The 25,328-nt window shown below is 51.7% G+C and carries 21 protein-coding genes and 3 pseudogenes; 14 read left to right on the top strand and 10 right to left on the bottom strand.

The window, feature by feature from the left end; genetic code table 11:
- From ACF8O8_RS08935 to ACF8O8_RS08920, 4 genes are all read left to right on the top strand, one after another.
- A partial coding sequence (locus ACF8O8_RS08935; protein WP_392509563.1) for a recombinase occupies nucleotides 1-1,051 on the top strand: 1,051 nt, incomplete at its 5' end.
- A 334-nt stretch (nucleotides 1,052-1,385) separates the two neighbouring features.
- On the top strand, nucleotides 1,386-1,679 hold the full coding sequence (locus ACF8O8_RS08930; RefSeq protein WP_392509562.1) for a ribbon-helix-helix domain-containing protein: 294 nt from the start codon (nucleotides 1,386-1,388) through the stop codon (nucleotides 1,677-1,679).
- Complete coding sequence (locus ACF8O8_RS08925; protein WP_392509561.1) at nucleotides 1,676-2,836, top strand: relaxase/mobilization nuclease domain-containing protein; 1,161 nt, start codon at nucleotides 1,676-1,678, stop codon at nucleotides 2,834-2,836. Before ACF8O8_RS08930 ends, ACF8O8_RS08925 begins: the two co-directional genes overlap by 4 nt.
- Nucleotides 2,837-2,885: 49 nt before the next feature.
- Nucleotides 2,886-3,869 carry a hypothetical protein gene (locus tag ACF8O8_RS08920; RefSeq protein WP_392509560.1) on the top strand — a complete coding sequence of 328 codons (984 nt, stop codon included), beginning with the start codon at nucleotides 2,886-2,888 and terminating at the stop codon, nucleotides 3,867-3,869.
- Nucleotides 3,870-4,272: 403 nt separating this feature from the next.
- On the opposite strand, the pseudogene ACF8O8_RS08915 reads toward ACF8O8_RS08920, so the two are convergent.
- Nucleotides 4,273-4,475, bottom strand: a pseudogene (locus ACF8O8_RS08915) (DUF1264 domain-containing protein); the annotation flags it as partial.
- 46 nt (nucleotides 4,476-4,521) lie between these two features.
- The gene (locus tag ACF8O8_RS08910) at nucleotides 4,522-4,983 is read right to left on the bottom strand and encodes a transcriptional regulator (protein WP_392509559.1); all 462 of its coding nucleotides are present in this window, start codon (nucleotides 4,981-4,983) and stop codon (nucleotides 4,522-4,524) included.
- A 129-nt stretch (nucleotides 4,984-5,112) separates the two neighbouring features.
- Here ACF8O8_RS08910 and ACF8O8_RS08905 point away from each other — a divergent pair, with 129 nt between their 5' ends.
- From ACF8O8_RS08905 to ACF8O8_RS08890, 4 genes are all read left to right on the top strand, one after another.
- Entirely contained in the window at nucleotides 5,113-5,508 is a 396-nt protein-coding gene (locus tag ACF8O8_RS08905) for a DUF6957 family protein (RefSeq protein ID WP_281869211.1), read from the top strand.
- 48 nt (nucleotides 5,509-5,556) lie between these two features.
- The gene (locus ACF8O8_RS08900) at nucleotides 5,557-6,036 is read left to right on the top strand and encodes a hypothetical protein (RefSeq protein ID WP_281869213.1); all 480 of its coding nucleotides are present in this window, start codon (nucleotides 5,557-5,559) and stop codon (nucleotides 6,034-6,036) included.
- Nucleotides 6,029-6,403, top strand: a complete 375-nt coding sequence (locus ACF8O8_RS08895; RefSeq protein WP_281869214.1) for a hypothetical protein — start codon at nucleotides 6,029-6,031, stop codon at nucleotides 6,401-6,403. Before ACF8O8_RS08900 ends, ACF8O8_RS08895 begins: the two co-directional genes overlap by 8 nt.
- An 86-nt stretch (nucleotides 6,404-6,489) precedes the next feature.
- Nucleotides 6,490-7,056, top strand: coding sequence for a hypothetical protein (locus ACF8O8_RS08890; RefSeq protein ID WP_392509558.1), 567 nt, complete (start codon nucleotides 6,490-6,492; stop codon nucleotides 7,054-7,056).
- 286 nt (nucleotides 7,057-7,342) lie between these two features.
- On the opposite strand, the gene ACF8O8_RS08885 is transcribed toward ACF8O8_RS08890, so the two are convergent.
- The 3 genes from ACF8O8_RS08885 to ACF8O8_RS08875 form a co-directional block, all read right to left on the bottom strand.
- Nucleotides 7,343-7,627, bottom strand: a complete 285-nt coding sequence (locus ACF8O8_RS08885; protein WP_281869216.1) for a hypothetical protein — start codon at nucleotides 7,625-7,627, stop codon at nucleotides 7,343-7,345.
- Between the two features lie 170 nt (nucleotides 7,628-7,797).
- Entirely contained in the window at nucleotides 7,798-8,013 is a 216-nt protein-coding gene (locus tag ACF8O8_RS08880; protein WP_281869217.1) for a hypothetical protein, read from the bottom strand.
- A 14-nt stretch (nucleotides 8,014-8,027) separates the two neighbouring features.
- Nucleotides 8,028-8,576: a mobilome CxxCx(11)CxxC protein gene (locus tag ACF8O8_RS08875; protein ID WP_281869218.1), complete on the bottom strand. Its 549-nt coding sequence runs from the start codon at nucleotides 8,574-8,576 to the stop codon at nucleotides 8,028-8,030.
- Between the two features lie 605 nt (nucleotides 8,577-9,181).
- On the opposite strand from ACF8O8_RS08875, the gene ACF8O8_RS08870 reads away from it, so the two are divergent.
- Complete coding sequence (locus ACF8O8_RS08870) at nucleotides 9,182-10,924, top strand: ATP-dependent endonuclease (protein ID WP_281869219.1); 1,743 nt, start codon at nucleotides 9,182-9,184, stop codon at nucleotides 10,922-10,924.
- A gap of 81 nt (nucleotides 10,925-11,005) precedes the next feature.
- On the opposite strand, the gene ACF8O8_RS08865 is transcribed toward ACF8O8_RS08870, so the two are convergent.
- From ACF8O8_RS08865 to ACF8O8_RS08850, 4 genes and pseudogenes are all read right to left on the bottom strand, one after another.
- Nucleotides 11,006-12,244, bottom strand: a complete 1,239-nt coding sequence (locus ACF8O8_RS08865) for an SH3 domain-containing protein (protein WP_281869221.1) — start codon at nucleotides 12,242-12,244, stop codon at nucleotides 11,006-11,008.
- Nucleotides 12,245-13,446: 1,202 nt separating this feature from the next.
- Nucleotides 13,447-14,676: a multidrug effflux MFS transporter gene (locus ACF8O8_RS08860; RefSeq protein ID WP_281869222.1), complete on the bottom strand. Its 1,230-nt coding sequence runs from the start codon at nucleotides 14,674-14,676 to the stop codon at nucleotides 13,447-13,449.
- Nucleotides 14,673-15,965: a beta-ketoacyl-ACP synthase II gene (gene fabF / locus ACF8O8_RS08855; protein ID WP_392509557.1), complete on the bottom strand. Its 1,293-nt coding sequence runs from the start codon at nucleotides 15,963-15,965 to the stop codon at nucleotides 14,673-14,675. Before fabF ends, ACF8O8_RS08860 begins: the two co-directional genes overlap by 4 nt.
- A 64-nt stretch (nucleotides 15,966-16,029) precedes the next feature.
- Nucleotides 16,030-18,345 (bottom strand): annotated as a pseudogene (locus ACF8O8_RS08850) (efflux RND transporter permease subunit); the annotation flags it as partial.
- A gap of 4 nt (nucleotides 18,346-18,349) precedes the next feature.
- Between ACF8O8_RS08850 and ACF8O8_RS08845 the strand changes: the two are divergent.
- Nucleotides 18,350-18,961, top strand: a pseudogene (locus ACF8O8_RS08845) (TolC family protein); the annotation flags it as partial.
- Nucleotides 18,962-19,270: 309 nt separating this feature from the next.
- Nucleotides 19,271-20,038: an SDR family NAD(P)-dependent oxidoreductase gene (locus tag ACF8O8_RS08840; protein WP_012051834.1), complete on the top strand. Its 768-nt coding sequence runs from the start codon at nucleotides 19,271-19,273 to the stop codon at nucleotides 20,036-20,038.
- A 35-nt stretch (nucleotides 20,039-20,073) separates the two neighbouring features.
- Here ACF8O8_RS08840 and ACF8O8_RS08835 read toward each other — a convergent pair whose 3' ends face one another.
- Nucleotides 20,074-20,952, bottom strand: coding sequence for a LysR substrate-binding domain-containing protein (locus tag ACF8O8_RS08835; protein ID WP_392509556.1), 879 nt, complete (start codon nucleotides 20,950-20,952; stop codon nucleotides 20,074-20,076).
- Between the two features lie 178 nt (nucleotides 20,953-21,130).
- Here ACF8O8_RS08835 and ACF8O8_RS08830 point away from each other — a divergent pair, with 178 nt between their 5' ends.
- The 3 genes from ACF8O8_RS08830 (at nucleotide 21,131) to ACF8O8_RS08820 (ending at nucleotide 25,207) form a co-directional block, all read left to right on the top strand.
- Nucleotides 21,131-22,408, top strand: a complete 1,278-nt coding sequence (locus ACF8O8_RS08830; protein ID WP_392509555.1) for a ribulose-bisphosphate carboxylase large subunit family protein — start codon at nucleotides 21,131-21,133, stop codon at nucleotides 22,406-22,408.
- Between the two features lie 3 nt (nucleotides 22,409-22,411).
- A complete protein-coding gene (locus ACF8O8_RS08825) occupies nucleotides 22,412-23,803 on the top strand; it encodes a four-carbon acid sugar kinase family protein (protein ID WP_392509554.1) in 1,392 nt (463 codons plus the stop codon).
- A 105-nt stretch (nucleotides 23,804-23,908) separates the two neighbouring features.
- The gene (locus ACF8O8_RS08820) at nucleotides 23,909-25,207 is read left to right on the top strand and encodes an MFS transporter (RefSeq protein ID WP_392509553.1); all 1,299 of its coding nucleotides are present in this window, start codon (nucleotides 23,909-23,911) and stop codon (nucleotides 25,205-25,207) included.
- Nucleotides 25,208-25,328: the final 121 nt, after the last annotated feature.

Here is a 25,328-nt window from a genome sequence, read left to right as displayed (position 1 = left end):
TGCTAATAAAACTAAACTTGCTAAAAGCACTATTGGCGATTATACGAAAACCTTCGATAACTACATCAGGCCTATGTATGGTGATCTAGCGTTGATCGCTGTGACGAATGACATTGTGCTTGAACTGCATGCTAAAACAACTGCCCCAGTGATGAGGGCTAGCGGGAAAATGAGTCAGCCGCGCAACCGTTCGGCTAATAAAGCGGTTTCGTTATTGGGCTCGGTTTTCTCTTATGCCATCGTTTTTTATAAGGATGAAGCCGGGGCACGTATTTATACTTACAATCCAGTGGATATCATGACTGCGCTTGGCAATTGGCATGACAATAAGCGTGACAAAATTCGGGTAAATCCAAACGAGCTTGGAGCTGTTATCTCAAATGCAATCGAAATTGGTGATGCTCAGCCACGGCGCGAAGTCCCAACCTCATTTAAAACCGCATCAGCAGCTGTTCTCTTTATGCTTTTTTCGGGTGTTCGTCCTGGCGAAATTGAGAAGATCAGGAAAGATTATGTTTGTCATAAAACCAGGTCTATTATATTCCCTCCTCGCGACAAAGCTGATGAGTCTGATGCGCTAAAAAACTCAGAGGAATTCCACTTGGTACTCAATGACTCTGCGTATTGTCAATTGCTATATGCGATGAGGCAAACTAGCGGTGATTACGTATTTGCTGGCGTCGACCAACCCAAGATTAGTGAGTCGAATGTCAGGGACTTTTTGACTAAAGTTTCTAGAAGTCTTATCGATAGGAAGCATCTCCCACGGAAAATTCTTCGAGCCAGTTTCATTTCTATTGCTGAGCGTGCTGAGGTTGGAGCGTTTTATATTAAAGTTCTCTGCAATCATGACGGGGAGGGGCAGTCCGTGGACGTTACCGACGGCTATAAAACTGCATATCTCTCAGAGATTCGGCGAGCTGCAATTAGGGTCGAAGAAGAGATTTATTCCAACGCTCAGGTTGATAAAGAACATGTTTGTCGTGGCTTTCTGCACACTTTGAGACCTCTCGACACTAAAATACTTGACGCAAAGTCAGTATCGCTCTAGCGCCGATTCGCACTACCTGTAAGCGAAAACGCAATAGTTGCTTGCGACGTCGCAGTATTGTCTTGTGGTTTTGCACTCGATTACTGTGATTTCGCTTTGTGTTCTTGCGGTTTTGCAATCTTGTACTGCGATTTCGCATTCACACCTTGCGAAGGTTTGGTTATATATTCAACTTTCTGGAATTAATTGTTGAGACACTAAAATCTCCAAGTGCACAATAAGTTTAGAGCCTCTTTTTAGCCAGGTGTGTCTGTGGCAGACAATTAAGGCTGCTCACATCCCTACGGGTGTTGCGTTAGAGTAAAGCTCATATAAAAACAATAAGGTGGGTCAGATGAAAAGCCAAGTTAAGCAAAACAAAGACTCAAGGATCACTATTCGACTCACAAAGTCAGAGTTACAGATCCTTGAAGCCAAGATGACTGAGGCTGGCTACAAGTCCGCAAGCGCGTTTATAAGAGACTTTGTTGCCAGTGGTCAGGTTAAGCTCAAAGTCTCCCAAGATGTTGTACAGATCGCCCGCGAGCTGATGAACCTTGCATCTATGATCAACGCCGACCGCCCAGGCAGCCAACTTCTGGAAAAGGTGAAGTACATAGCACAGGTAAACCTTGAGGGTGTGCAATGATCGGCAAGATCTTCCCAAAAAGCGCCGGCTCGTTCAAAGCCCGTATCAGGTACATCTTCGGCTGCACAAAGCACGATCATGAAATCTCCGGCATCCGAACGATAAGCTTTAACACAAAGAGCGAAGACCCTCTGCCTGCTGTACTGCAGGGGGATGAGTCAGACCTGTCCGACATGATCAAAGAATTCGACCAAGTAGAGGCCCTCAGACGCCTGTCCATAGACTCAGACAAGCCCATAAAGCCTGTCTTTCATGCAATGCTGTCCCTACGCCCTGGAGAGTCGCTGACAGTTGCTCAGTGGCGCACAGCTGTCCAGACGTACCTAGCAGATCTGGGGTTTGACGAGACAACCCAGCACGTAGCTGTAATGCATCAAGACAAAGATCACCAGCATGTCCACATCGTCGTAAACCGCATCCGCCTCAACGACGACTTCGGAATAGTCAAAGATAGCAACGAGCGAAGCGTGAGTCTTGACTCCGTTTCTCGGATCGAAGACCGATTTGGCCTGTATAAGGCGCCGAAACCCAAAGACACATGGGGCGTCTCGATTACCCATGCCGAATTGCAGGCATCAATCCGCGACGATGATCTACCACTGAAGCACAAGATGATCGCGAAAATCGCCGGAGCAATCGAACGTACCCAGGCAACAAATGGCGACATGTTTGACTTCGTCAGGGCACTCAGAAAGCAAAAGGTATTCATCAACCTGACCCTAGACGAAGAAGGTCAACCCAAAGGTATTTCTTTCGAATTTGACGGCAAACATATAAGCGGCAGAAAGCTCAAGCGTTCAAGGCTGACGTGGCACAAGCTAACGATCCAAGAGGGAATTCACTATGACCCCGAAAGCATTCACGAACTTCAGGTTGAGATTGCTAAAAGAGATAGAGAGAAGCAAGAAAGAGCTCGATTCTACTACTACGAGTTCTCAAGTAGAGGGAGGGGTAAAAGGCTCTACATTAGATACACCGCTAAGCAAGTCGAAATCTTCAAGCTGATTGAGGATATGCTTCGGCTGCTTAATTTGTTTTTTGGTGAGGGTTTTAAGGCGAGGTTGATGCAGCCTGCAAGCTATTTCGTTGAGTATTCCCCTGGGCGTGGCAAGCAATACTATGAAGGGCTCATGTCGAGTTTTTCGCCTCACTTATAATGTCGAGCTGTATATAAATATGAACTTAAGTTTTGATGTGGCCAGTTTCATGAAATTGAATGTATTGCTTTATTGTGTTGCCTCATTGCTTGCTTGTGTCACTGCTGTGTCGGTAAGTATTGGGGTGTATGCGCTAGTTGAGAATAAAGGATTTGCATTATTGTTTGCGTTCGCTGCTGTGTTGCTTGACTTGTTTAAGTGCCTTGCGTGGTCTGTTATTCCAAAACTCCGCAGCATCTTGACGATTGGCGGAATCGCGATCTCAGCGGTCATCTTGAGCGCGGTTAGTGGGTGGGCTACATACGACCGTCTGATGTCATCAATTCTGGATAGTCAGAGTCAAGTTAAGGCTTTGTCTGAACAGCGAGCTAGTTTTCTGAAGAGTAGGGTCGCAAGTGATACGGCACTTATTACTCGCTTAGATTCAGAAGCCGAAAGTGTCCGCAGGCAAGCAGCTGGACTCAGATCTTCCGGAGTTGTTTCCAAAGCGCTTTCATACGAAGAGTCTTCCCATGCTCGAATCTCCAAAGAGCGAGATAGTGCTATTGAGAGAATGAATCAGGACTCATCAGAAATTTCGCGAATTCAATCTGTTAATGGCAAAGCATCATCCATTAGCCCTGAGTTTTCCACGTGGCTATGCTTGGGTTTCTCTCTGGCACTGGAAATCGTGCCTGCTCTGATCTTGATTTCTCTTCGTGACCTCTCGAAATCCAGAATTTCCGGGGATTTCTCACAAGCTCAATTTATGCAAAGTTCACAGCCAGATCACTCTCTGGAAAAGCCAGCATTTCCGCAGTCGGATGACCCTCGAGAAACCCAAAAAACTGTAGAAACTGTACCGTTGTCTAATGATGAGTTTTTGGTTTCTCTGCTCAAGGATTTGAGCGTGATGGAAGCTGGCACGCCGGTTCCGTTGAAAGAGTTCGCAAAAAATAACAGGATCGGAAATGTTAGAGCTGGGGTTGTTTTTAAGGCTGCAGTTGCTGAGGGTAGACTGCGGAAAACTACAGTAGGTTATGTCGCAACCTAATGTTAAGTGGGCGACCGATACTTCGTGTTATTGCTCTCAATCTAGAGCATTTCAAGCTGAACGACTTTGGTTTGGTGCTACTAGGTCTTCTAGCCAATCTTGATGGCCATTGATCATCGGGTTTGGCTTGGTGCGAGCCAGCTCTTCAGGTGGTTGGCCGTTCTGAGTTTCTTGGGTAAAAATTCGCACTCGGCCATTATCTAGATTCTCAATCAACCAAGCATGATGAACATCAAAGCGCGTTTCGCCTTGGCCTGCCCAGCCATGGCAAGTAATTCTTCTTGGGTGTCAATTAACCGGTGGAACGTATTCGTTACATTGAGCTTCGACGGAGAAGCCAAATGTTTCGAACTAAAAGCGCGTCCCGTCAGCCAAACCTGCACCTTCTTGGTCAAGGAAAAAGATTGAGGATGGAGCAGTAGTGGTGAGCTTCCATCTGCACATCCGGATGGTCGTGGTAGAAATGGAAGCCATCCTAATTTGCGTTGATGTCCTCAATGGGCGGCTTGGATTGCAGGGTCGCAGCACCAGCGTCCAGCAACTGGGTTTTTGGTGACTCTGGTCGGCCCGGATCTCTACAGGAGACTTCGTTTCGTGAGCGGAGCAGCGTTAGACGACAAGGACAGTGGCTAGCCCTGCATGACGTTGAAAGTCAGTCGTCCGATACATGATGCCAAAACCGACGCAATGTCGACTCCGGCATCCCCAGCTGCCTTGCAGCCTCAACCTGAGTGAGTCCTTTAGCTTTTAGCTTTTGGACTGCCTCCAGCTTTTCCCTTGCTCCAGAGATGTTCATTGGGGGCAGCCGCTCTGGCTCGGCGGGGACAGCGACATCAGCTAGATCCAGGCCCTCAACCTCAGCTAGCGAAGCCAGAAGAATATCTCTGGCCGTGCGACGGTCGTGAGAGGCAATGGTCAGGGCGACGAGGGTCACGGTCTCAATCTCGAGCCCAGCAGCGAGTTTGTAGCTGGTCCCCAAGGAAACGGAACTCCTAGCCATCTCCAATTTACTCACTGTCTGCTGGTTCACATGCTTGGTCATGGCAGGCTGAGTTATCCCTTTACGCAGGCGCAACAACTGAAGCACGGCAGCGAAGGAGTAGCGGAGCGACATTACGAATCCCCAAAAACCAAGATGTATGCCCCGTTTGCTTGCCGCCAAACAAACGTCTATAGTTGTCCTTTTGGCGGTACGCTGGCCTAGCTGGCAATTTATGGTTAATAAAATACGGGGATATGCTTGATGGAAGGCCCACTCAGCCACGTGCTATTGGGGGAGGGAGGCGTTGACCTGGTCGGCTCTGACCTGACCCTTGAAGGTGTGCTTCTCGCCGCAAAGGGGCACTACAAGCGGATGCCTCTTTGCGTTGTAGAAGAGTGGGTGATCATGGATGCCATCCTCACGGAGGACGAATTAGCCAAGGTAGCTGCTGCTGGATGCCAGCCTATGTTCCTGTTTGCCCACAGGGTTGTTCACGACGAGCAGCGGCGCTTCGAGCCTGGCCACTGGGTTAGGTCAACAATCGCTCGAACATTCAAGGAAGGATATCTCTTCGAGACGAGGAATACGGTCTATGTGCTGAAGGGCCCTGGGTACCGTAAGTCCTCGAGCCTGCAAGGCATCTTCTCAATCTTCTAGGTGTCGCGGCCCCGCTTGTGACGACTCGACTGTTTCAGAGATCAAGATATGTTCCGTTCGCACCAAGCTGACATGGCTGGCATCCCTGGCATGTTCGGCGATGGTCTTATGCATTGGCATGGCGTTTCCAGGGCGCTTGCTACCCACTGGTACCACGTGAGCGTCCAGCGTCTTCATGAAGGTCAATTCAGGAACTATGAAGAAATGCTCAATGACGAGACCCGGCTCGTTGAGTTGCTAGTGGCGCAAGATGAAACCTTGGTTGTTCAGGAAGTCCAAGCGGTAACACCCGGCTGGATGAACAAAAGCGATGGCTGGAAGATGGAGAAGCTGGTGTCTCTCTCCATGGGCTTCAGCGTGGATGAAGTGCCGGTCTCGATCCTTGAGGTTGAGGGCGGTGAGGTTTACATCGACTCGCATGAACCAAGCCGCAAAGATGAGTCCTTGACTGGCTTGAAAGAGCTGTATCGTAGTCGTACCAAGAAATCCACTTCAACTGCAGGGCTCGGAGGCTGTAACAATGTCTGACGACAATCGAGTTGAGGTCGACTTTTACACTAAGCGCTACTCTGATTTTGACCTGATTCGCATAGCAAGAGCGGTTGGTCAGAAGTATGAAGATGACGTTACTGCGTTTCTTGTTAACGTCCAGATTCATAAAACTACGGCGGTGGGTATCGTGTTCGGTCATGTCCGTCAAGGGCCCCACGGGCGTTTTGCTGACGGGCACCTGATCCAAACTTCCGATATCCTAGGTGTAAAAAAGGAAGGGAAGTTTTGGGTGATCACGACCATCCATTCTAGGTATGTGGTGGCTACATTCCGCCGTGATGGAGGGCGTCGGAGCTTAAGAGATTTTTGCCTGCACGTGGGCAATCGCTACCCTAACACATAACTGCATTATGAAATCCAGCCTGGGCACGCCGAGTTGTGCCCATGGCGTTATCGTGCCTGAAATTCAGGTAAAGCAAGGAGCTGTAAGTGTTTATAAAGTTTGAATACCTGAAATTTTCGGGCTGCCTAGAGGACATACGAGTTTTCGAGCATCTCACGGGTTTCGTGCAGGTCATCATGAAAATCGACGGGGTGTTAATCCCCAACTGCAAGATCCCAATCCAGATCTATGAAGACCTGGAGCAAGGGGCTCATGTTGAGTTCTATGCTCTCGTGCAGAACTCAAAAAATAAGGTCAAAAATACTGCAATCGTCCTGGCAGCGAAGACCGCGAGCGGACGGCTCCTCCGTGTGCCCAGCATGAGATATAAAGTGCAGCTGCACTTCTGGGTGATTGCTGCGATATGGGGTACTGTGGCATTTGTTTTGAGTTGGATTGCCCTGGTCTTTGGAGCAGATTTTTTGATCGACGGTCGCTCGACGTCGCAGCAGTGGAATTTTATAAACTGGGGAGCCTCGGTGATAGGCATTTTGACTGGAGGGTTCTTTGTGGGTTGTGGTGTCTACCTCTTCCACAAAACCTCAGTTCTCGATACGTGGAAGTCGATAGCTCCCGCCTTATTGGTAGAGCGGTTCAGTAAGCTTCACCGCTGATTTGGGTGACCCTTCGGGTACGGCTGTCGTAAACCAAGCCCAGTTGGAACTGGGCTTGGCCCTCCGGGCCACCTCTACGGCCATCGTGGCCTGCGCGCTCCGCTTGCTGGGTTAACCCACTAAGGATGACAGGAGTTGCTCTTGTGCCATGACATCAAAGCTGACAATTCCACCTTCCCAACCTTAGACCTAAGACTCAGCCCACTATTCGTAGGCTGGTATCTAGTCGACCCTAAATACAAAAGCAGCGTAAACGCTGGGTTTTATTCAGTGACTACCGGTCATGCTAGGTTCTAGCGTTGATCCAATTAATAACTGTCTGATCAATCCAGCCATCAAAGTACGGTTTTTCAAGCTTGGTGACCACCACTCGATCATTTTTATCAAGCTTGGTCGATAAATCCTTATAAAGATCAGTGGCGTTTTTTTGGCTTTCGATGAAGCGAACTGATTCAAGGCCCTGGTCTTTAATATTGGGGTGGCGCTCTAGATGGTCGACGAACGCTTTGCGCGCCTGGTTGTAATTTTGTCGCTCATTGTTGAGATTCCAAGTAACCATATAGATCGGCATATACAACTCCTTCAGTTGTTTTATGGCTGCTTCTGATCCAGGTTTTTAGGGGCTTATTCTTTCTTGCTGGTGAGTCTCAGTTTTGGCATAAGTAAAGCTAATGAATTTTCAAAATTGTTACTTGAATGGTAGTGCCTAAACTAATTTCGCTTAGGCATGCAGGGTGAGTCTTATCTTCCGCAGGCAGGGCATCCGCCAGGGATTGGCGCAAAGTTAATGGTGGTCGAATTCTCCATGGACTCAAGTCCGAAGCTCTTGATGATTCGGCTCTCATTTAATGGGCCAGGAGCAGTTTGAAGCTTGGCTACGACCTCTACAACCTTGCGGCGCTCAGATGGGCTGAGCTTCAAAAAGGCACCTACAATTTTCGAGACATTATCAGTCATGTTGATCTCCTTGGTTAAAAATCGCCGCAGCCATCACACTTAGAGGGCTTCAAAGACATAGGGGTAATACTGCAGACCGAACATGGCTTGCGATAGTAATGCAAGCTTTTACGGTTGGCATATCTCTTTTCTTTATCCGAGATGCTTTTCGTCAGGTCAACTAGCTCTCTGGCTTGATAATCGGCCACTGCCGACCTGAACAGCTCTGGTATTTTTTGGGCCTCATCCTGAGGGATGTTCTTGAAACGGTTGTAGAGTTCCGTGTTCGCTTTTGTGGACTCTAGGGCATACTCATACTGTTCGTCCCAGCGAGCCACCAACGACCACACTGAAAGCGTCAGCTGTACGAGGCCAACCAGGCCGGCGCAGGTCAATGCATAGGGGAGAATCACAGCGCCGGTACCGAAGGCGAGTACGGTTCCCCCTATTAGTACCGGCGAGATGATGCCTAGGAAAGTGATCCAAGTCCGGAGTTTTTGAAGGTTTTTAGCACGTTTTTCGAAAATCTGTGCAGTTCCGAAGCAGTGGAATTCTTTGCCCCAACATTCCGTCTTATAATCCATTACTCCAATTTCCGTATCAAAATATTGAAAAAACGCTTGATGATGGCACTGTGATATGGCCTGGTCAAGATAGTTTTTGAATCGACATAATTTGGGCTATGGGCGTAAGTCAGTCTGGTGCAGGTTGCATGCCGTAGCGAGAGTAGCCAAGCGGCTACGTGAAACCAAGAGCCTTGTTGGCGGCCTTTTGTGCCGATGTGGTTTAAAACCCCAGGCAAGATACCTACTCATCCATCAATCATGAATACTGCGAAGCCATCCCATGAATTCCCAACTGTTCCTCTCAACTATTGCTACGAACTGATGCTCACTACGCTGCGACGAGCACACCAGTGCGCAAGGTCTTACCAACTTCAAGTCTGAGATACGGCCTGAATGACGTCCATGAATCTAGCAAGGGTATTGCTCGCCTGAGTCCTAACTAGCCTCTACGCAGCAGAGCGCGTCGCCTTTGATTTGCGGAGTTATGCATTGACGTCCCAAAGTGAAGCTCGATAAAAATTGCAATAATGTCAGATTGACATTGTGGGTGATAGTGAACATATTCCTGTGGCCCAAAGTTCCGCAGTCTTGGGTAATCAATTTTCATTTACAGGGATTTTTGTATGGCCAAGAAGCCTGCGGTAGCTGAAATTGTTCCACTGATTGAAGAGGGTACCCCACGCCCAAGACTGCATAAGCTCATCATTCAGAATTTTCGGTCAATCGGTTCCACGCCGGTTGAGATCGAACTGGATGACATCGTTGTGTTGGTGGGTGCCAACAATGCCGGTAAAAGTAGCATCTTACGAGCCTATGAAATCGTGATGTCCCACGGGTCGGCTGCCGGAAAGCTGAGCATCAACGACTTCCCAAACGGCGTAGTAGAGAGGGAAGCGCTTCCGACCATTGAGCTTCAAACCATCGTATTCAGCGATGCGCCAGGAGCGCGCTGGCTTGATGCTAAGGCCAACGGGGAGTTTCTGATTCGCGAGCGGTGGATTTGGGACAGTCCAACCAAGGATCCGGTGCGGCAGGGCTTCGATGTGCAAAAGGGCGACTGGGATGTACAGGTGCCTTGGGGGGCGCCAAACGTTGCTAACGCTAAACGCCCGCGCCCTCATCGCATCGACGCGTTTGCTTCACCCGATACTCAAGCGAATGAAATCGTCAACCTGATCAGCTCTTTGCTGAAGGAGCGTGTCCAACAGATTAAGTCGGATCCTGCTCAAGCGCTTTCTGACTACGAGCTTGTAATCGAGAAGATTAAACTGCTCCAGACGAAAGCTGTGGAAGCGACTGAGGCAGAAGTTGCATCCATCGAGTCTGAGATTACCAAGTATCTCGACCGCCTGTTCCCGAACCACCACGTGAAGTTTGATGCCAAACCTGAGCTGGACATCGAAAAGGCCTACACCCCGTTTAAAACCACTGCCGATCTGCTGATGGGGCCAAAGGATGGTTACCTGTCAGGCATTGCCAACCAGGGTAGTGGTGCACGTCGAACCTTGCTCTGGGCAGCCTTGAAATACCTGTCGGAGGCCAAGGATAGCGAAGGCACTAGGCCGCACGTCCTGCTGTTGGATGAGCCTGAGATTTGCCTTCATCCCTCTGCCATTCGTGAGGCCAGAGCAGTGCTCTACGATCTGCCGCAGACCGGCAACTGGCAGGTGATGATTACCTCCCATTCACCGATCTTTATCGATCTGTCCAAGGACAACACCACCATCGTTCGTGTGTACCGTGGCGAAGGCAACGAGGTGGAAAGCACGACCTTGTACAGACCTATCCGTGCCAAACTGGACGATGACGATAAGAAAAATCTCAAAATGCTCAACGTGTGTGATCCTTACGTGAACGAGTTCTTCTTCGGGGGACGTCAAATCATCGTAGAGGGCGACACCGAGTACACGGCATTCTCGATCATTAGGGACATGTATCTTGACGAGTACAAGGATGTTCAAATCATCCGTGCTCGTGGCAAGGGGATCATTCCGTCCCTGGCAAAAGTCCTTCTGCAATTCTCGAAGCAGTTCACCATTTTGCATGATACGGACAGCCCTCTCACGGTGGCCGGAAAAGGCAACCCGGCATGGGGGATGAACAGCACCATCGCCTCCGTGCTGAAACTCGACAATGCGGAAGGTCGTGTCAGGCTCGTAGCATGCCGGACGTGTTTCGAAACAGCCCTGTTCGGTAAAGAGTCCAAGGATGAAAAACCTTATCGAGCATTCGTGCGAATCCAGAATGACGCTGAGTCTGCTGAGAAGGTGAAGGTATTGTTGGACTACCTGCTCGATGCCTCGAAACCGAAGCCTGGTAATTGCCTTGAGTGGACGGCAATCGAAGATCTGGAGGAGGCTGGTTAGAGCGACTTTGGTGGCGGCCACCATCGATGAACAGATGGTGGTCGGTCACGCCATGGCTGATGAGGAGGGAATATGTCATCCCTACTGAATGGTCTTCACCATGCTCCTGGATACCCAGCCCTGGATCTCAATACCTTCGTGCTTGTAAATGACCTCCAGCCAGGTTTTGTCGCTCGAGTCTACAATTTCCAGCACGGCATATTGCTTTAAAGGCATGATCACCTCGGCCTTCATGCTTGGCGAGTAGCGAAGGTTTACGTTGTCCCTGGCCACGAGCCTCACACGCGCCTTGGCGCTTTTAGGCATATGGCACATCGAGGAACGAACCAGCCTGTGGGCCTCTGCAGTAGAATCCGATTGAAGGGTAAGATCGTTGAGATCACACAGCCCGTCCTTGAAGTCTTTCCACTGGCTCACATGCGCCAAGGTGCCTGACAGGAAACTCAGGATGCAGCAAAGCAGGAGGAACGCGGCAGGCGAAAGCGGCTTGCGATTCTCCTTGCCGTCGAGTGCATCAATGATCTCTGTTTGAAGTGACGCATCCTGGACGGGCTGAACGTCATAGCGAGCTGCCGGCTCCCGAACCAAGGCTGTCTGGTCGACGATTTCATATTCTTCAAACAGTCTGGCTAGCTTGCTCGCAGACGTGCGTTCGAGTGCCTCGAACAACGGAGACTCTGCAAGGATGGCTACCTGCTTCATCATTTCGCTGTACTTCGGCGTAACGTGCAGCTTTGCTAACCCCTCAGTGACGCTGTGCATCTGTGCGAAGCTCGCCAGCCTAGCCTGGGTTGCTTCATTTTCTGCCCAGATACTGCGGAAAGATTTCAGTCCATCTAGTGCTTGAATCTGGGCCGAGATCCTTTCCATCGCTTGTGTAGCCGCGCTCTCGAAGGTGGGGAACTGCAATCCTGAAATACTCCCAAACGGCTGAAATAAAGGGCTGGAGGTTAGTCGCGTGATGGCTTCAATCTGCTTGATCGGATAGAGGTTTTCCATCGCACGCATTGCTGCAGCCGCTGGTGCCATGGCCTTGTCCGCGAACTCCCGAATTTGCTTAAGGGATTTTCCATACGAGTCATCAAGCAGAGAGCTAGTCACCCGGGCCTTTTCTAATAGAGCCTGGGTGCCGGTATAGCTTGCCTGGAAAGACTTGATGGCTTTGATGGATGAGCTGTCGATAGGAGGTGGAGGAGAGAGGGTCTCGCTCGCCATTCTCTGGAGGACTGCCAATTCTTGGTGCGTTCTTTCCGCTTCAGCCTGTTTGATGGCTTCTATGTAATCAGCTACCTGCTGAAGTCGTTCGTCTTGCTTCGACACCGTCCCACCCCAAGTCTTCGGCTCAGGTCAAAAGGATACCCGTTCCGGTTCCGCATGGGCGATGGGTTTTCCGGGGGAATGAGTGAAGATATGGATGTACTTTTCAAGCCACGTTAAGGGTTCGGGCGCGCCGCCTCGCGGCCAGGCTGTCGTAAACCGAGCCTTGACGTTCCGCCCAGTCTCGGCCCTTGCGGGCGTCCATCCTTTTCGCCTCCGGTCATCTTGGCCTGCGCGCTCCGCTTGCTTGGGGACAAGTCCATCCTGGAAAGGTTTGTCAGTCATTCAAAGGTCATGATCAATTGGCTGTAGCCAGATAAGAATACACTTCATGGCGGATATAACAGGATATCTAGAGCATACTCTTAACTACCTGCCGCATTATCTTTGGCGCTTGGTTGTGCGAAATATATTGACTTGCCAGTATTCAGTTAATTATACTCGCACCATCTTGAACTGAAGCACTCCAGATCACTGCTAACGCAACATCTTGTAAGCCCTGTGACCTTCATAGAGGCGCGTTCCGACGATACGGAATATCCAGGAACGTGTAAAAGCCCCGTAAAGGGGCTTTTTTTCGCCTGCATTTTGGGATGAGTAATCTCTTGCGTCAGCCATGCAATGTGCTTTCGCTATTGAAAATTCCGGAGAAATTCAAATTCTGCGCTCAAGGTTTTCCAAAACAAGCCGTTTTGGTAGGTAAGCGTCTTTTTCCTGCGTGCATTTGAATCCTAGCAATGCAAGCGCACCGTTTTATTCGAGGCTACCTCGTCCTCTAATGATCCAGACAATGATGAGAGCTACGAGGCTTCCGTGAGCCTCACCAACACTGGCCTCATTGATGCATGGCTAAATGATTTCCGAGTAGCTCTACGCCCTGCCAGGCCCATCAAATGGTTGGCAGACCAGCTCTGGACTGCGGCGTTTTTGGCAGCAAAGCTAGCTAAAGGTAAGAGCTGATTTAGATTATCCATGCGTTACGGAGAGGGGAGCAACTGCGGGGCGCATTAGTTTGATAGCGATTACCTAGTGGTGACCACTCCATTACAGTTGCCCCCAGGACGTTGATCCTTATGCTATCTCTGCATTAGCCATCGAGAGAGGTTCGGATAAGGTAAGCCTGGGCCGACAATTACCTGGCATCACTCTCTTCCAGTATGGCCATGCTTCGAAAATTTTATTTGCTCTAAAGCTTACGCATAAATTTACCGTTTTATGTAAATGTATATGGTGAAGAGAAGTAATCCTAATAGGCAAACAACGCTTTGAGTCGCTCCTAGGGCAATGCTAGTAGGAACATTTGGAGTTGATACGATCCAAGTGGAAGCTGCGCCTAGACCCATAGTGAGGAAACCGAGTAAAGCTGAAGCTAAACCCGCTTCCTTGCCGAATGGCCCCATTGTAATAGCCGTTCCGAGAGGGTTTGCAAGCCCCATCCCCCAAAGGAAGAGTACCATTGACAGAGAGTACCATCCCAAACCTGGTTCTTTCGGCCCTATCATCAATAATACCCCGGCTATGAAAGCGGTGGATAGACCGGCTAGTGCTACGGCTTGCCCCCCAAATCGATGAGCCAAGCGGGGCGCTGCCATGCCTGCTGCAAAGACTATGAACACCGTTGCTGCAAAATAGAGACCCATTTGTAATGACGTGAGACCAATACCCGTCATCAATATGGCAGGTGTCGCACCGAAAGAGGCGAAAAGTCCGCTCATCAAAAGACTCGTTGCCAGCGCAGGTAGAATAAATTTCCTGTCACCAAGAAGCTTGCCATAAGCTTTGATAATAGCTCGCGTGGACTGAATAGCGCGACGGCTGACGGGCAGAGTTTCTCCTACACCTCTTACATAAAATATTGCGATCAAAACAGCACTAATACCTACTGCGACAAAAAGGGCGCGCCATCCTAAAGTTGTGTTGAGGACGCTTCCTATCAAAGGCGAAAACCCAGGCGCTGTCGCTGTAGCAATCATGGTCAGCGACAACGCCTTCGCCAACGTTTCGCCACTGTATAGATCCCGCGCTATCGCCCGTGACAATACGCCCGCTGCACATACTCCAAGTGCTTGAATAATGCGCCCGATAATAAGCATGCCGAGCGTGCTTGCGGTACTTGCCCAAAAAGTCCCTGCTACAAAAATTATCAGCCCCCCGACCACTAGCTTCATGCGCCCATAGCGGTCTGCCAGTGGCCCGACCACCAACTGTGCCAACGCGTATGTGATGAAGAAACTTGAAAGGGTGAGCCCAAGCTCCTGGGGTTTAACGTTGAGTTGGCCTGCAATATCAGGGAATGCGGGAAGGATGATATTTGTGGACAAGTTGCTTATAGCCGCAAGGCTTGCGAGTAGGACAATCACCTTTGTCGAGAGAGTATCAGCGAATCGATGTCGGACTTCACGCTCCTCCGTTCGAGCTTCGAGCTGGATCTTCATACACTGGCCTCCCAACGGCGAAACAGTGCGCTGGCATTCACTCCGCCAAAACCAAAACCGTTAGATAGCGCATACGTCATTGTTTTTTTGCGGGCGCACAGCGCGACGAGATCAAGACCTTCTGCCGCCTCATCGATCTGCGTTAGGTTCAGAGTGGGTGGTATCATCTGATCGCGTAATGCAAGTATCGTGAAGATAGCTTCAACACCTCCTGCAGCACCCAGAAGGTGGCCGGTGGCCGATTTCGTTGACGTTATCGCTACACCGCTGTCGGTGCCGAATACCGCACGAATCGCCGCTAACTCACCTTTGTCACCAACTTGCGTGGCGGTGGCATGTGCATTGATATGATCCACTGCCTGGGGAGCTACGCCAGCTTGTTGAAGGGCCTGCTGCATAGCGCGACTGGCACCACTGCCGTCCTCCGGGCCAGCGGTGAGATGATAGGCATCTGCGCTCGTTCCGTAACCGACTAGCTCGGCCAGAGGATGAGCACCACGAGCCAGCGCATGTTCAAGAGATTCAATCACCAGCAGACCCGCGCCCTCAGCCATGACAAATCCATCACGTAGATCGTCGAAGGGGCGTGATGCTTCGTGTGGATTATTCAGGTCTCTTGTAGAAAGCGCCCGTGCCGCTGCGAAGCAGCCCAGTGTGACGCGATCAATAGCCGCTTCGGTGCCCCCGCAAATGGCGATATCCGCTTCACCGCTTCTGATGATTCGAGCGGCGTCGCCGATGGCCTGAACGCCTGCGGCACATGCTGTGACAGGAGCGCCGAGTGGCCCCTGAAAGCCGAAGCGTATCGAAACATGACCTGCTGCCATGTTGGCCAGGAAGGATGGGGCGGTGAATGGCGACAACCTGCGTGGGCCACGGGTATCGGTAGTGCGTACCGCATCGGCAATAGCACCGAAACCGCCCACCCCAGAGGCGATGACTGTAGCAGTGCGTGAGCGCTGCTCCTGTGTGACCGGTTTCCAGTCAGCTTGCTGGAGAGCTTCATCGGCAGCTACCAGAGCGAACTCGATGAACCGATCCATTTTCTTGCGCTCTTTGGCTGCTATCAGAAGGTCTGGGTGAAACCCTGCTACTGCATCCTTTTCAATCGACGGCACCCGTCCACCAACGGTGACACCAGTACCTTCGACGATGTCGTCGGGCAGCTTGACTATCCCGGATTGGCCAGAGAGTAATCTACGCCATACCTCTTCAATACCGCAGCCCAATGGACTAACTATACCGGCGCCCGTTACCACGATGCGCTTATGAGTCATGTCTTGCTTCATATCTATCTCTCGTAAGGTCAAGCGCCTGCCCCAAGTAAGCTCGAACCAGGCGCCGATTGTTCGATCAGGCTTGGCCTGGCGCGCCGCTCGCATCCTTGCGTCTTTGCGGGCCAATCTTGAACCAGATGGAATACATCGCTGGCAGGAACACAAGCGTCATAATCGTGCCTACGAAGGTGCCGCCGATGAGGGTGTAGGCCAGCGTGCCCCAGAACACGGAGTGGGTTAGCGGGATGAATGCCAGGATTGCTGCCAATGCGGTCAATAGGACGGGGCGTGCTCGCTGTACGGTGGCCTCGACCACAGCGTCGAATGGCGTGAGTCCATCGACTTGGTTGTTATGAATCTGTCCGATGAGAATCAGCGTATTGCGCATCAGGATGCCCGAGAGCGCGATCAAGCCGACTAGCGCATTTATGCCAAATGGCTGGCCGAAGAGCAGCAACATCGGCACTACGCCGATCAACCCCAGCGGAGAGGTCAGGAAGACCATGACCATGGCCGAGATTGAGCGCACTTGGAGGATGATGATCAATAGAGTAAGAGCCACCATGATCGGTAGCAGCGGCACAATTGCTTGGCTGGCTTTGCCAGATTCTTCGATAGCGCCGGCCATCTCGATCTTGTAACCCGTTGGCAGTGACTCGATGATGGGTTGGAGCTCTTTCCACATCGCCATGGAAACGTCAGGCGGCTGCAAACCTTCTGCTATGTCACCACGCACGGTGATGGTAGGCGTGCGATCACGCCGACGCAGTATTGGGTCTTCTCCTCGAATGCTGACATCACCGACTTGTGACAACGGAATACGTTGGCCACCAGAGCCAACCAAAGTGAAAGCTTCAATTTTTGCCGGATCAAGACGGGCTTCTCCCGCTGCACGGCCCACAACCTGGACTGTACGAATGTTCTCACGTACCGAGGTGATTGGCGCTCCGCTAAGCAAGAACTGCAACTGCTGCGATACGGCTTCAGATGTCAGGCCCACCGCCTGCAAGCGATCTTGGTCTAGCGAGAAGTGGAGTGTCGGTACAAGCGAGCCCCAGTCTGTATTAACTGTCTTCATCATAGGGCTCGCATACAGCACGCCCTTCACTCGGTCGGCGATCTGACGAAGTTGCGACGAGTCTGGCCCCATCACCCGGTATGCGACGGGATAGGGGGAATAGGGGCCGAAGACCAGCTGTGTCACTCTCACTTGAGCTTCCGGAGCCAGTCCTTCAGATGCAGCTTCCCTAAGTCGGTGCTTCAAAGCTTCGCGGGCTTCCTGGTTTTCAGTCAGGACGACAATTTTTGCGAACGACGGATCTGGTAGTTCAGGCGCCATTGCTAAAAAGAATCGAGGAGAGCCCTGGCCAATGTAGCTGGTGACAATTTTCGCCTCCTTCTGCTCGCGGAGCCACGATTCAACCTTGGCCGCAGAGGCACTGGTTTGCGCGATAGACGTGCCGTATGGCATCTGCAACTCAACCAGCACCTCTGGACGGTCGGACGTAGGGAAGAACTGTTTTTTCACCAAACCCATGCCGAGGACAGCGGCGGTGAAGGCAGCCAAGACCGCGCCCGCCACCAGCCATTTATGAGCAACTACATGGCTTAAAAGCGAGCGGAAGCGGTTGTAATGCGGGGTGTCATAGATGGCTGCATGCCCCCCTGCGACGGTCTTGATCTCCGGTAGCAGCTTGACGCCCAGATAAGGCGTGAAGGCAACTGCCACGATCCAAGAGGCAATCAAGGCAATGCCGACAATCCAAAACATGTTGCTTGTGTATTCCCCAGCGGTGGACTGGGCGAAACCGTTTGGCATGAAGCCAATCGCTGTGATCAGAGTCCCTGAGAGCATTGGGGCTGCTGTGTGACTCCAGGCGTATGCGGATGCCTTGATGCGGTCGTAGCCTTCCTCCATCTTTACCACCATCATTTCGATAGCGATGATGGCGTCATCAACCAGCAGACCCAGCGCCAGGATCAGGGAACCCAGCGTGATTCGGTCAAAGCTCTTGCCTGTGGCGGCCATTACCACAAACACGATTGCCAGTGTGAGCGGCACTGCTGCCGCTACGACTACGCCGACCCGCCACCCCATGCTGATGAAGCAAACCAGCATGACGACCAGCAGCGCAACGAAGAACTTGATCATGAACTCGTCAACGGAGAACGTGATGTTCACTGCCTGATCCGTCACTTTGGTTAGCGACATACCCAAGGGCATGCTGTCGTTGATCTTCGCTGTCTCGCTTTCCAGCGCCTTGCCTAAGTCGAGCCCATTCCAGCCTTCGCGCATGACGATGCCCAGGAGCAAGGCGGGTTCACCACCATTGCGTACCAGGAAAGTGGCTGGATCCTCATAACCGCGTTCTACTTCAGCAACGTCGGACAAGCCGCCTCAGTTGTTGAACATGGGCGAGCCGGCAGAGCTTCTCCGCCGTCGGCCAGATCTGATCGCTGCAGAACGTAGGCTCAGTTCAGCTAATGCTCAGATTGGCAGTGCAATCAGTGAGTATTACCCAAAGTTTTCTCTCGGAGCTCTTATCGGTAGCGCTTCAACCTCTGATGGAAAACTTTTTTCAGGTGGAGCTAACCAATCGTCAGCATTTTTCGGTTTGAGATGGAGGCTTTTCGATTTCGGTCGTATCAACTCTGAAATCAGCCTAGCCAAGGGCCGCGAGGCGGAAGCTTTGGCTGCTTATCGACAGTCGGTGCTGAGCGCCTCTCAGGATGTAGAAACCGCTTTATCTGCCTTGATCAACCGGCAGACGCAGGCACAGTCATTGAGCCAGGGCGAAATATCTCTGGCCCAGGCGCGTCGTTCATCTTTCGCTAGTTATCAAAAGGGGGCGGCAAGCCTCATCGATGTCTTGAATGCTGATCAGCAACTTCTGAGGGCTTCAGATTCAAGAGCGGTCTCGGAAATTGAGGCAGCACGTGCGGCCATCGCAACATACCTAGCATTGGGAGGAGGGTGGTCTCCAGCCTCACTCACTACCATGCGGTAATTTGATTTTTTAATATTTCTGTTCACTTTAAGTGGATGTAATCTAAACATTCTTGGGGGAGGTATCATGGCTGAATAATGTCCATGATTTTAAGTGGATTATTAACCGATACGGTTTGTGTTAGCTCCTGCGAATATGTGACTTGCCATGTCATTTATATTTGAATTTTAGTTAATTTATTTGCCAGGCCGGCTTGTGTGAGATTTTCTATCCTGAGCGCGATTTTTTATCCATTGCGTTCAGACCTTTGCAGCTCTAGCCTTCAGCGATCCAATAAGCCTTTGGCGATCATAACAAGAGAGGGTTTCGATGAAGTACGCAGACAAGAAAATCGCCGTGGTTACAGGCGGTGCGATGGGTATCGGTGCTGAAGCTGCCGTTTCACTGGCAAAGGACGGGCATCATGTCGTCATTTGTGACATCAACGTCGACGCGGCTGAGCAATTTTCGCGACAGCTGCGTGCGGAGGGCTTCACAGCTGACGCGTGCCAGGTAGATGTAGCCTCGGTGGAGTCTGTAAGGGATGCATTTTCTTGGATCGATAGCGAATTCGGCAGATGCGATGTCCTGGTGAATTCCGCAGGTATCGCCAAGACCATGCCGTTCCTAGAGTTTGATCTCGACGTTTTCAACAAGACCATGCACATCAACGTCACTGGCACGTTCATGTGCTGCCAGCTCGCCGCTCAAATCATGCGGAAAAATGGGTTCGGCAGAATCATCAACATCGCGTCGGTCGCTGGTATGCGTGCCGTGGGCAAGGGTCGAACCGCTTACGGTACCTCTAAAGGTGCAGTCATTGCGCTGACTCGGCAAATGGCTGTGGAACTCAGTGAGTACGGTATCACTGCTAACGCCATTGCGCCGGGCCCAGTCGATACCCCAATGACCAAGGAATTGCACAGCGACACCTTCCGGCAGGCCTATAGCAATGCTATTCCGGCCAAGCGCTACGGAACGACTCAAGAAATTGCCGGCGCAGTAAGCTATCTCGCATCTGACGTGGCAGCTTACGTGAATGGTGTTGTTCTGCCTGTGGATGGCGGGTTCCTGGCCTGGGGCGCAGGCGACCTGTAATCAGAAATATCGCAAGCGCCCAGGTGGGCGCTTGTTTAGCTTTGCGCCATCTCTTTTTTTATCCACTTTTCCAGATCTGCTGTGTCGGTGCGTAGCCTTGCATTGGGTGAAACCCACAGAACCAATTTTGATGCCCCTTGCACAAAGCCAAATGGAGCCACCAAGGCACCACTCGCAAGCTCCGCTTCCACTAACATGCGCGGCACACAGGCGAATCCCAAGCCAAGCTTGGCTGCCTGAATGAGTAAGTAGAAGTGCTCGAAATACTCCATCTCAAGCAACTCACCAGGCTCCTGCTCAATAGACGCGTACCAATCCTTCCATGCGTGGGGCCGCGTTTTCGTGGTCAGCAAGCGTTCTTTGGTCAAGTCGCTCACCTTCGTGACGCCGGACGCAGTCAGATAGGCAGGCGAACAGATCGCACCTACCCATTCACTGGTTAGGGGTATCGGTTCGATGCCAGGAGGTGGTTCGATGCTGTCCAAGCGTATCGCCACGCTGACGCCTTCGTGGGCGAAATCAATGGGGCCGTGACCCGTCTTCAAGCCTAATTCCATGGTGGGGAAGCTGCTGTGGAGCTTGGCGAGTCGAGGTAGCAGCCAATGCATCATGATCGAGGCCGAACAGGAGAGCTCAAGCGGGCGAGGGCGAACCTCATCAATGCTTTCTTGTATCAAGGCAAAAGCTCTGGCCAAGCCCGAGGCGAGGCGTGCTCCCTCTGGGGTGAGTTTGGTGCCATGCGCATTTCGGGTCAGTAAAACTACACCTAGGGAGTCTTCCAGGCTTCGGACATGACGGCTGATAGCTCCATGAGTCACGCATAGAGCATCTGCTGCATCGCTGAACGATCCTTTGCGCGCGATCATTTCAAACGCTCGTAGAGCATTGAGCGAAGGCCTGACTGGCGACGTCATATACGCACCTCCGTGAGACCGAAGCCTCGGTCATTACTAGGATCTTAGTGTGAGTTTTTCTCACGCTCGGCGGAAATCATATCGGTTGGATTGATACAGGGTCAATGTATATTGATTTGAAACTGCCTTGGGCATTTCGGGCAGATTCACAATAACAAATAGATTTGAGGCACCCATCATGGTCGATCACAAGTCCGGGCGAGAGGAGTTTACTGCCCGATTTTTTGTAGAGAGCAGCTACCCGATTGAGCGGGTTAGCGAGGTAATCGCTGGGGAGCAATCCAGCGGTACCTTCCTCTCACTTCCTGGCGAATCGGCGGAGCTCAAAGAACGCTCCCGTGCTCGTGTAGTAGCTATCGAGCCGCTGCCATCCGTTTCCAGTCCTTCTCTGCACAGTGACTACCTGGCTCGTCACAATCCCTCTGAGACCTACCATCGAGGTGAGGTCACTATCGCGTTCCCTACAGCCAATATTGGAACGAATATCCCTGCGTTGCTCACCACAATCGCTGGCAATCTTTTTGAGATTGGCGAGGTCAGCGGGCTGAGGGTGCTTGACCTGGAGCTTCCCGAGCGGTTCGCGTCCGGATTCACTGGGCCTCAATTCGGAATTGAAGGCACTAGGGCGCTAGCTGGTGTTCATGACCGACCGATCATTGGAACCATCGTCAAGCCGAGTATTGGCCTTACTCCAGAGCAGACGGCATCTGTGGTAGATGAGCTCTGCGCCGGAGGTATCGATTTCATCAAGGATGATGAGTTGCTCATCGATCCTACCTACGCGTCGTTTGATGCTCGTCTCAGTGCCGTGATGCCTGTGCTTCACAAGCATGCAGATCGCCTCGGACGCATGCCTATGTACGCTATCAACATCTCCGGCAGCATCGACGAGATGATGCGCCGACAAGATGCGGTGCTTGAGGCGGGTGGTACCTGCGTGATGCTTTGCCTGAATTGGGTGGGGCATTCGGCGGTTGAGCACATTCGCAAGCATGCCCAGTTGCCTATTCACGGTCATCGTAATGGCTGGGGGGCTCTGACTCGTTATCCCCAGTTAGGTTTCTCATTCGAGGTGTATCAGAAGATCTGGCGGCTGGCCGGGATCGACCATCTGCACGTTAATGGTATTCAGGGCAAGTTCTATGAGGCGGACGATTCCGTAATCTCCTCTGCCAAGAGCTGCCTCGCTACCTTCGCCGGCATGCGCCCATTGATGCCTGTGTTCTCCTCCGGTCAATGGGCAGGCCAGGCGCCTGACCTTTTCAATAGGCTTCAATCTGTTGACCTGATGCACCTCGCTGGCGGCGGCATCATCGGTCATCCTATGGGTATCGAAGCAGGCGTTCAAAGTATGCGTGAAGGTTGGGAGGCTGCTGTACAGCATGTGCCTCTGGAGCGTTACGCAGAGGGTAGGCCAGCCCTGTCAGCTGCCCTCCAGAAGTTCGGAGGCAAATAAGTCATGAGCTCCCAGCACGTTACCAAGCTCCCTTTGGTCTTCTATGGCGATGACTTCACCGGCTCGACAGATGCTTTAGAGGTTCTGACGGCTGCAGGACTCAAGTGTGCCCTGTTCCTTGATCCCCCGACACCGGAACTCTTGGCAGAACTCGGCGGATTTGACGCTATTGGCATCGCCGGTGACAGCCGTGCTTTGTCCAATGCAGAAATGGATGTGGCGCTACCTGAGATTTTCGAGGGTATCAAACGTCTTTCGCCAGCGTTGATTCACTACAAGGTTTGCTCGACCTTTGACAGCGCCGACTCCGTGGGCAGCATCGGCCACGTTATTGAGTTGGCATCCCGCATCTATGGTGTCAAAGGCGTTCCGATCATCGCAGGCAATCCTGCACTGGGTCGCTACTGTGTTTTCGGCAACCTATATGCCTTGTCCAAGACGGATCACAAGGTTCACAGGATTGACCGGCACCCTATTATGAGTGCCCACCCGATTACCCCGATGCATGAAGCGGACTTGAGTATCCATATCGGCAGGCAAAAGAACTTGTCGATTGGCAAAGTCGATATCCGCCAGCTCGAAAGGAGTGCAGAGCTCAGCCGATTAGTCGACGAGATGTCCCAGCAGCACGATGCAGTGCTGTTCGATGGTACCGACGACTCTCATATGACCACCGCTGGCCAGGTATTGACCGAGCTTTCATCAGGGGCAGATCCCGTATTCGTTGTCGGTTCTTCCGGCGTGGAGTATGGCCTCACACAATATTGGCGTACCGCTGGGGTGTTTCCGCCACGAGCGTCGCTGGCCGCACCTCTGAAACCTGCAGAGCAGGTACTGGTGATCTCAGGCAGTGCTTCGCCGTTGAGTCAGTCCCAGATTGAAACGGCAATTGATTACGGCTTTGTGGAGCTTGAAGTCGATGCTGCCGCATTGATTACTGAGTCCAGAAAAAGCGCCGCAATACGAGATGTGGTAATGGCCGCTGTATCCCACCTCGAAGAGGGGCGGTCGGTGCTGATTCACACTGCCAAAGGCCCAGGCGACTCTCGGATCGGGCAGATGATCGAGGCAATGCTGCAAAAAGGCCTGCCTAGGGATGAGGCTAGGGTTCAGGGAGGGAAGCAGCTAGCGATGGAAGTAGGCCAGGTTGCACTTGAAATTCTCAAGGCATTCCCGTTGAAACGATTAGTGGTGTCCGGTGGCGACACATCGAGCCAAGTGACCAAAGTGCTTGCCCCTGACGCTCTTGTTATCAAGTCTGATATTTCTCCTGGCGCTCCTCTGTGCCAAATGCACTCTCGCGAGCCGTACCTGAAGGATGTGGAGATTGCTCTCAAAGGTGGGCAGATGGGAGATCGTGATTATTTCGTCAAAGCACTCAGAGGCCTTGAATAATCCCTGAGAGTTTTTCAGCAAGAAAATACTTGCATATCTACAATAACAAAAGGTGAAACCATGCATACCTCTATATCGAGCCCTGTCGAAAGTGACCTCGATCACATGGATCATGACGAGAAAAAATCCATGAAGAATGTTGTGGCCGGAAGCCTGTTCGGAACAGCATTAGAAACCTACGATCTCTACCTCTATGGCACTGCTGCTGCCCTTATTTTTGGGCCTCTGTTTTTCCCAGGGACTGACGAGACAGTATCCCGGCTGGCCTCTCTAGCGTCTTTCGCAATTTCTTTCGTGGCGCGTCCACTAGGGTCGCTTGTACTTGGTCATTTCGGGGACAGGATTGGCCGTAAAAAGCTGCTGTATCTCACTCTCATAATTATGGGCTTGAGCACTGTAGGTATTGGTCTTTTGCCTACCTATGCCAGCATTGGCATCTGGGCACCTATCATGCTCTGCGTGCTCCGCTTCATCCAGGGCTTCGCTTTTGCGGGCGAATACAGTGGCGCTGTGCTGATGCTCTTAGAACATGCCCCAAGAAGAAGGAGGGGCTTCTATGCGGCGATCAATAACATAGGCCCAGTCTTTGGTTTCATCGCATCCGCTGGCATGCTTTTGATCGTCAGTGCCTTGCTGCCTAAAGAGGACTTTACCGCTTGGGGATGGCGTATTCCTTTCATCGCCAGCCTTGCGTTGCTGATAGTAGGGGTCTTTGTCCGCTCCAAAGTCCCTGAGTCCCCAGTGTTCGAAAAAACTGCTGAGAAGAGGGCTGCAACGCCTGGCGATTCGCAGTCTCCGGCGCTTCGCTTGTTCACTCGCTATCCTAAGCAATTGATGTTGGTTGCAGGCGCTAACATCTGCCATTTCTCGACCTTCTACCTCTTCACTGTCTTTGCTCTGAGCTATGGCCAGCGAGAGTTAGGCTTGTCCAATGCATTTGTGCTGTCCGTGGCAATGGTTGCGATTTGTACTCACCTAGTGGTCGTACCTTTTGCAGGGGCGCTGGCAGATCGTATTGGCCGCCGTACCATGATGCTGATTGGTTTTGTCGTGACTGCGCTGGCAGCTTTTCCTTTCTGGCACCTCTTTTCAACCGGCGAGTTCTGGCCGATGGTCGCTGGTTCATGCATGTTCATGACCGGATATGGCTTGGTATACGGTGCAGTGCCCTCGTTCACTGGCGAAGCTTTCGGGCCTAGCGCTCGCTTCACGGGTTTCGCAATGTCTACCAACGTTGGTGGAATCGTGGGCGGTGGTACTGCTCCAATTGTAGGGGCATTCCTCCTCAGCCATTACGGTACGCCATATGCGATCTCGATTCTCACGATAGCTCTCGCGGCGTTCTCTGGACTCTGCGTATACCTGTCTGCTGAGACAAAAGACGTGGACATCGTCGACGAGTGACCTAGATATTTGCGTGCCTCCTCGGGGGCACGCAGTCTCGGCTGTAAATCCCACCTTGTATTGCTGAGTGCTCAGCCAGCAATAACTTTTCGAACTTACTCAGTGAGATGAGGGAATCCTC

This window comes from Pseudomonas sp. TYF_14, assembly GCF_043105275.1.
GTDB classification, from domain to species: Bacteria; Pseudomonadota; Gammaproteobacteria; order Pseudomonadales; family Pseudomonadaceae; genus Aquipseudomonas; species Aquipseudomonas alloputida.
Note: the sequence above shows the minus strand (reverse complement) of the source record. Positions and strands in the feature narration are given on the sequence as shown.

Coding starts and splice junctions, on each gene's coding strand:
- ACF8O8_RS08930 (WP_392509562.1), top strand. CDS start 1,386: ATGAAAAGCCAAGTTAAGCAAAACAAAGACTCAAGGATCACTATTCGA.
- ACF8O8_RS08925 (WP_392509561.1), top strand. CDS start 1,676: ATGATCGGCAAGATCTTCCCAAAAAGCGCCGGCTCGTTCAAAGCCCGT.
- ACF8O8_RS08920 (WP_392509560.1), top strand. CDS start 2,886: ATGAAATTGAATGTATTGCTTTATTGTGTTGCCTCATTGCTTGCTTGT.
- ACF8O8_RS08910 (WP_392509559.1), bottom strand. CDS start 4,983: ATGTCGCTCCGCTACTCCTTCGCTGCCGTGCTTCAGTTGTTGCGCCTG.
- ACF8O8_RS08905 (WP_281869211.1), top strand. CDS start 5,113: ATGGAAGGCCCACTCAGCCACGTGCTATTGGGGGAGGGAGGCGTTGAC.
- ACF8O8_RS08900 (WP_281869213.1), top strand. CDS start 5,557: ATGTTCCGTTCGCACCAAGCTGACATGGCTGGCATCCCTGGCATGTTC.
- ACF8O8_RS08895 (WP_281869214.1), top strand. CDS start 6,029: ATGTCTGACGACAATCGAGTTGAGGTCGACTTTTACACTAAGCGCTAC.
- ACF8O8_RS08885 (WP_281869216.1), bottom strand. CDS start 7,627: ATGCCGATCTATATGGTTACTTGGAATCTCAACAATGAGCGACAAAAT.
- ACF8O8_RS08880 (WP_281869217.1), bottom strand. CDS start 8,013: ATGACTGATAATGTCTCGAAAATTGTAGGTGCCTTTTTGAAGCTCAGC.
- ACF8O8_RS08875 (WP_281869218.1), bottom strand. CDS start 8,576: ATGGATTATAAGACGGAATGTTGGGGCAAAGAATTCCACTGCTTCGGA.
- ACF8O8_RS08870 (WP_281869219.1), top strand. CDS start 9,182: ATGGCCAAGAAGCCTGCGGTAGCTGAAATTGTTCCACTGATTGAAGAG.
- ACF8O8_RS08860 (WP_281869222.1), bottom strand. CDS start 14,676: ATGAAGATCCAGCTCGAAGCTCGAACGGAGGAGCGTGAAGTCCGACAT.
- fabF (WP_392509557.1), bottom strand. CDS start 15,965: ATGAAGCAAGACATGACTCATAAGCGCATCGTGGTAACGGGCGCCGGT.
- ACF8O8_RS08840 (WP_012051834.1), top strand. CDS start 19,271: ATGAAGTACGCAGACAAGAAAATCGCCGTGGTTACAGGCGGTGCGATG.
- ACF8O8_RS08835 (WP_392509556.1), bottom strand. CDS start 20,952: ATGACGTCGCCAGTCAGGCCTTCGCTCAATGCTCTACGAGCGTTTGAA.
- ACF8O8_RS08830 (WP_392509555.1), top strand. CDS start 21,131: ATGGTCGATCACAAGTCCGGGCGAGAGGAGTTTACTGCCCGATTTTTT.
- ACF8O8_RS08825 (WP_392509554.1), top strand. CDS start 22,412: ATGAGCTCCCAGCACGTTACCAAGCTCCCTTTGGTCTTCTATGGCGAT.
- ACF8O8_RS08820 (WP_392509553.1), top strand. CDS start 23,909: ATGGATCATGACGAGAAAAAATCCATGAAGAATGTTGTGGCCGGAAGC.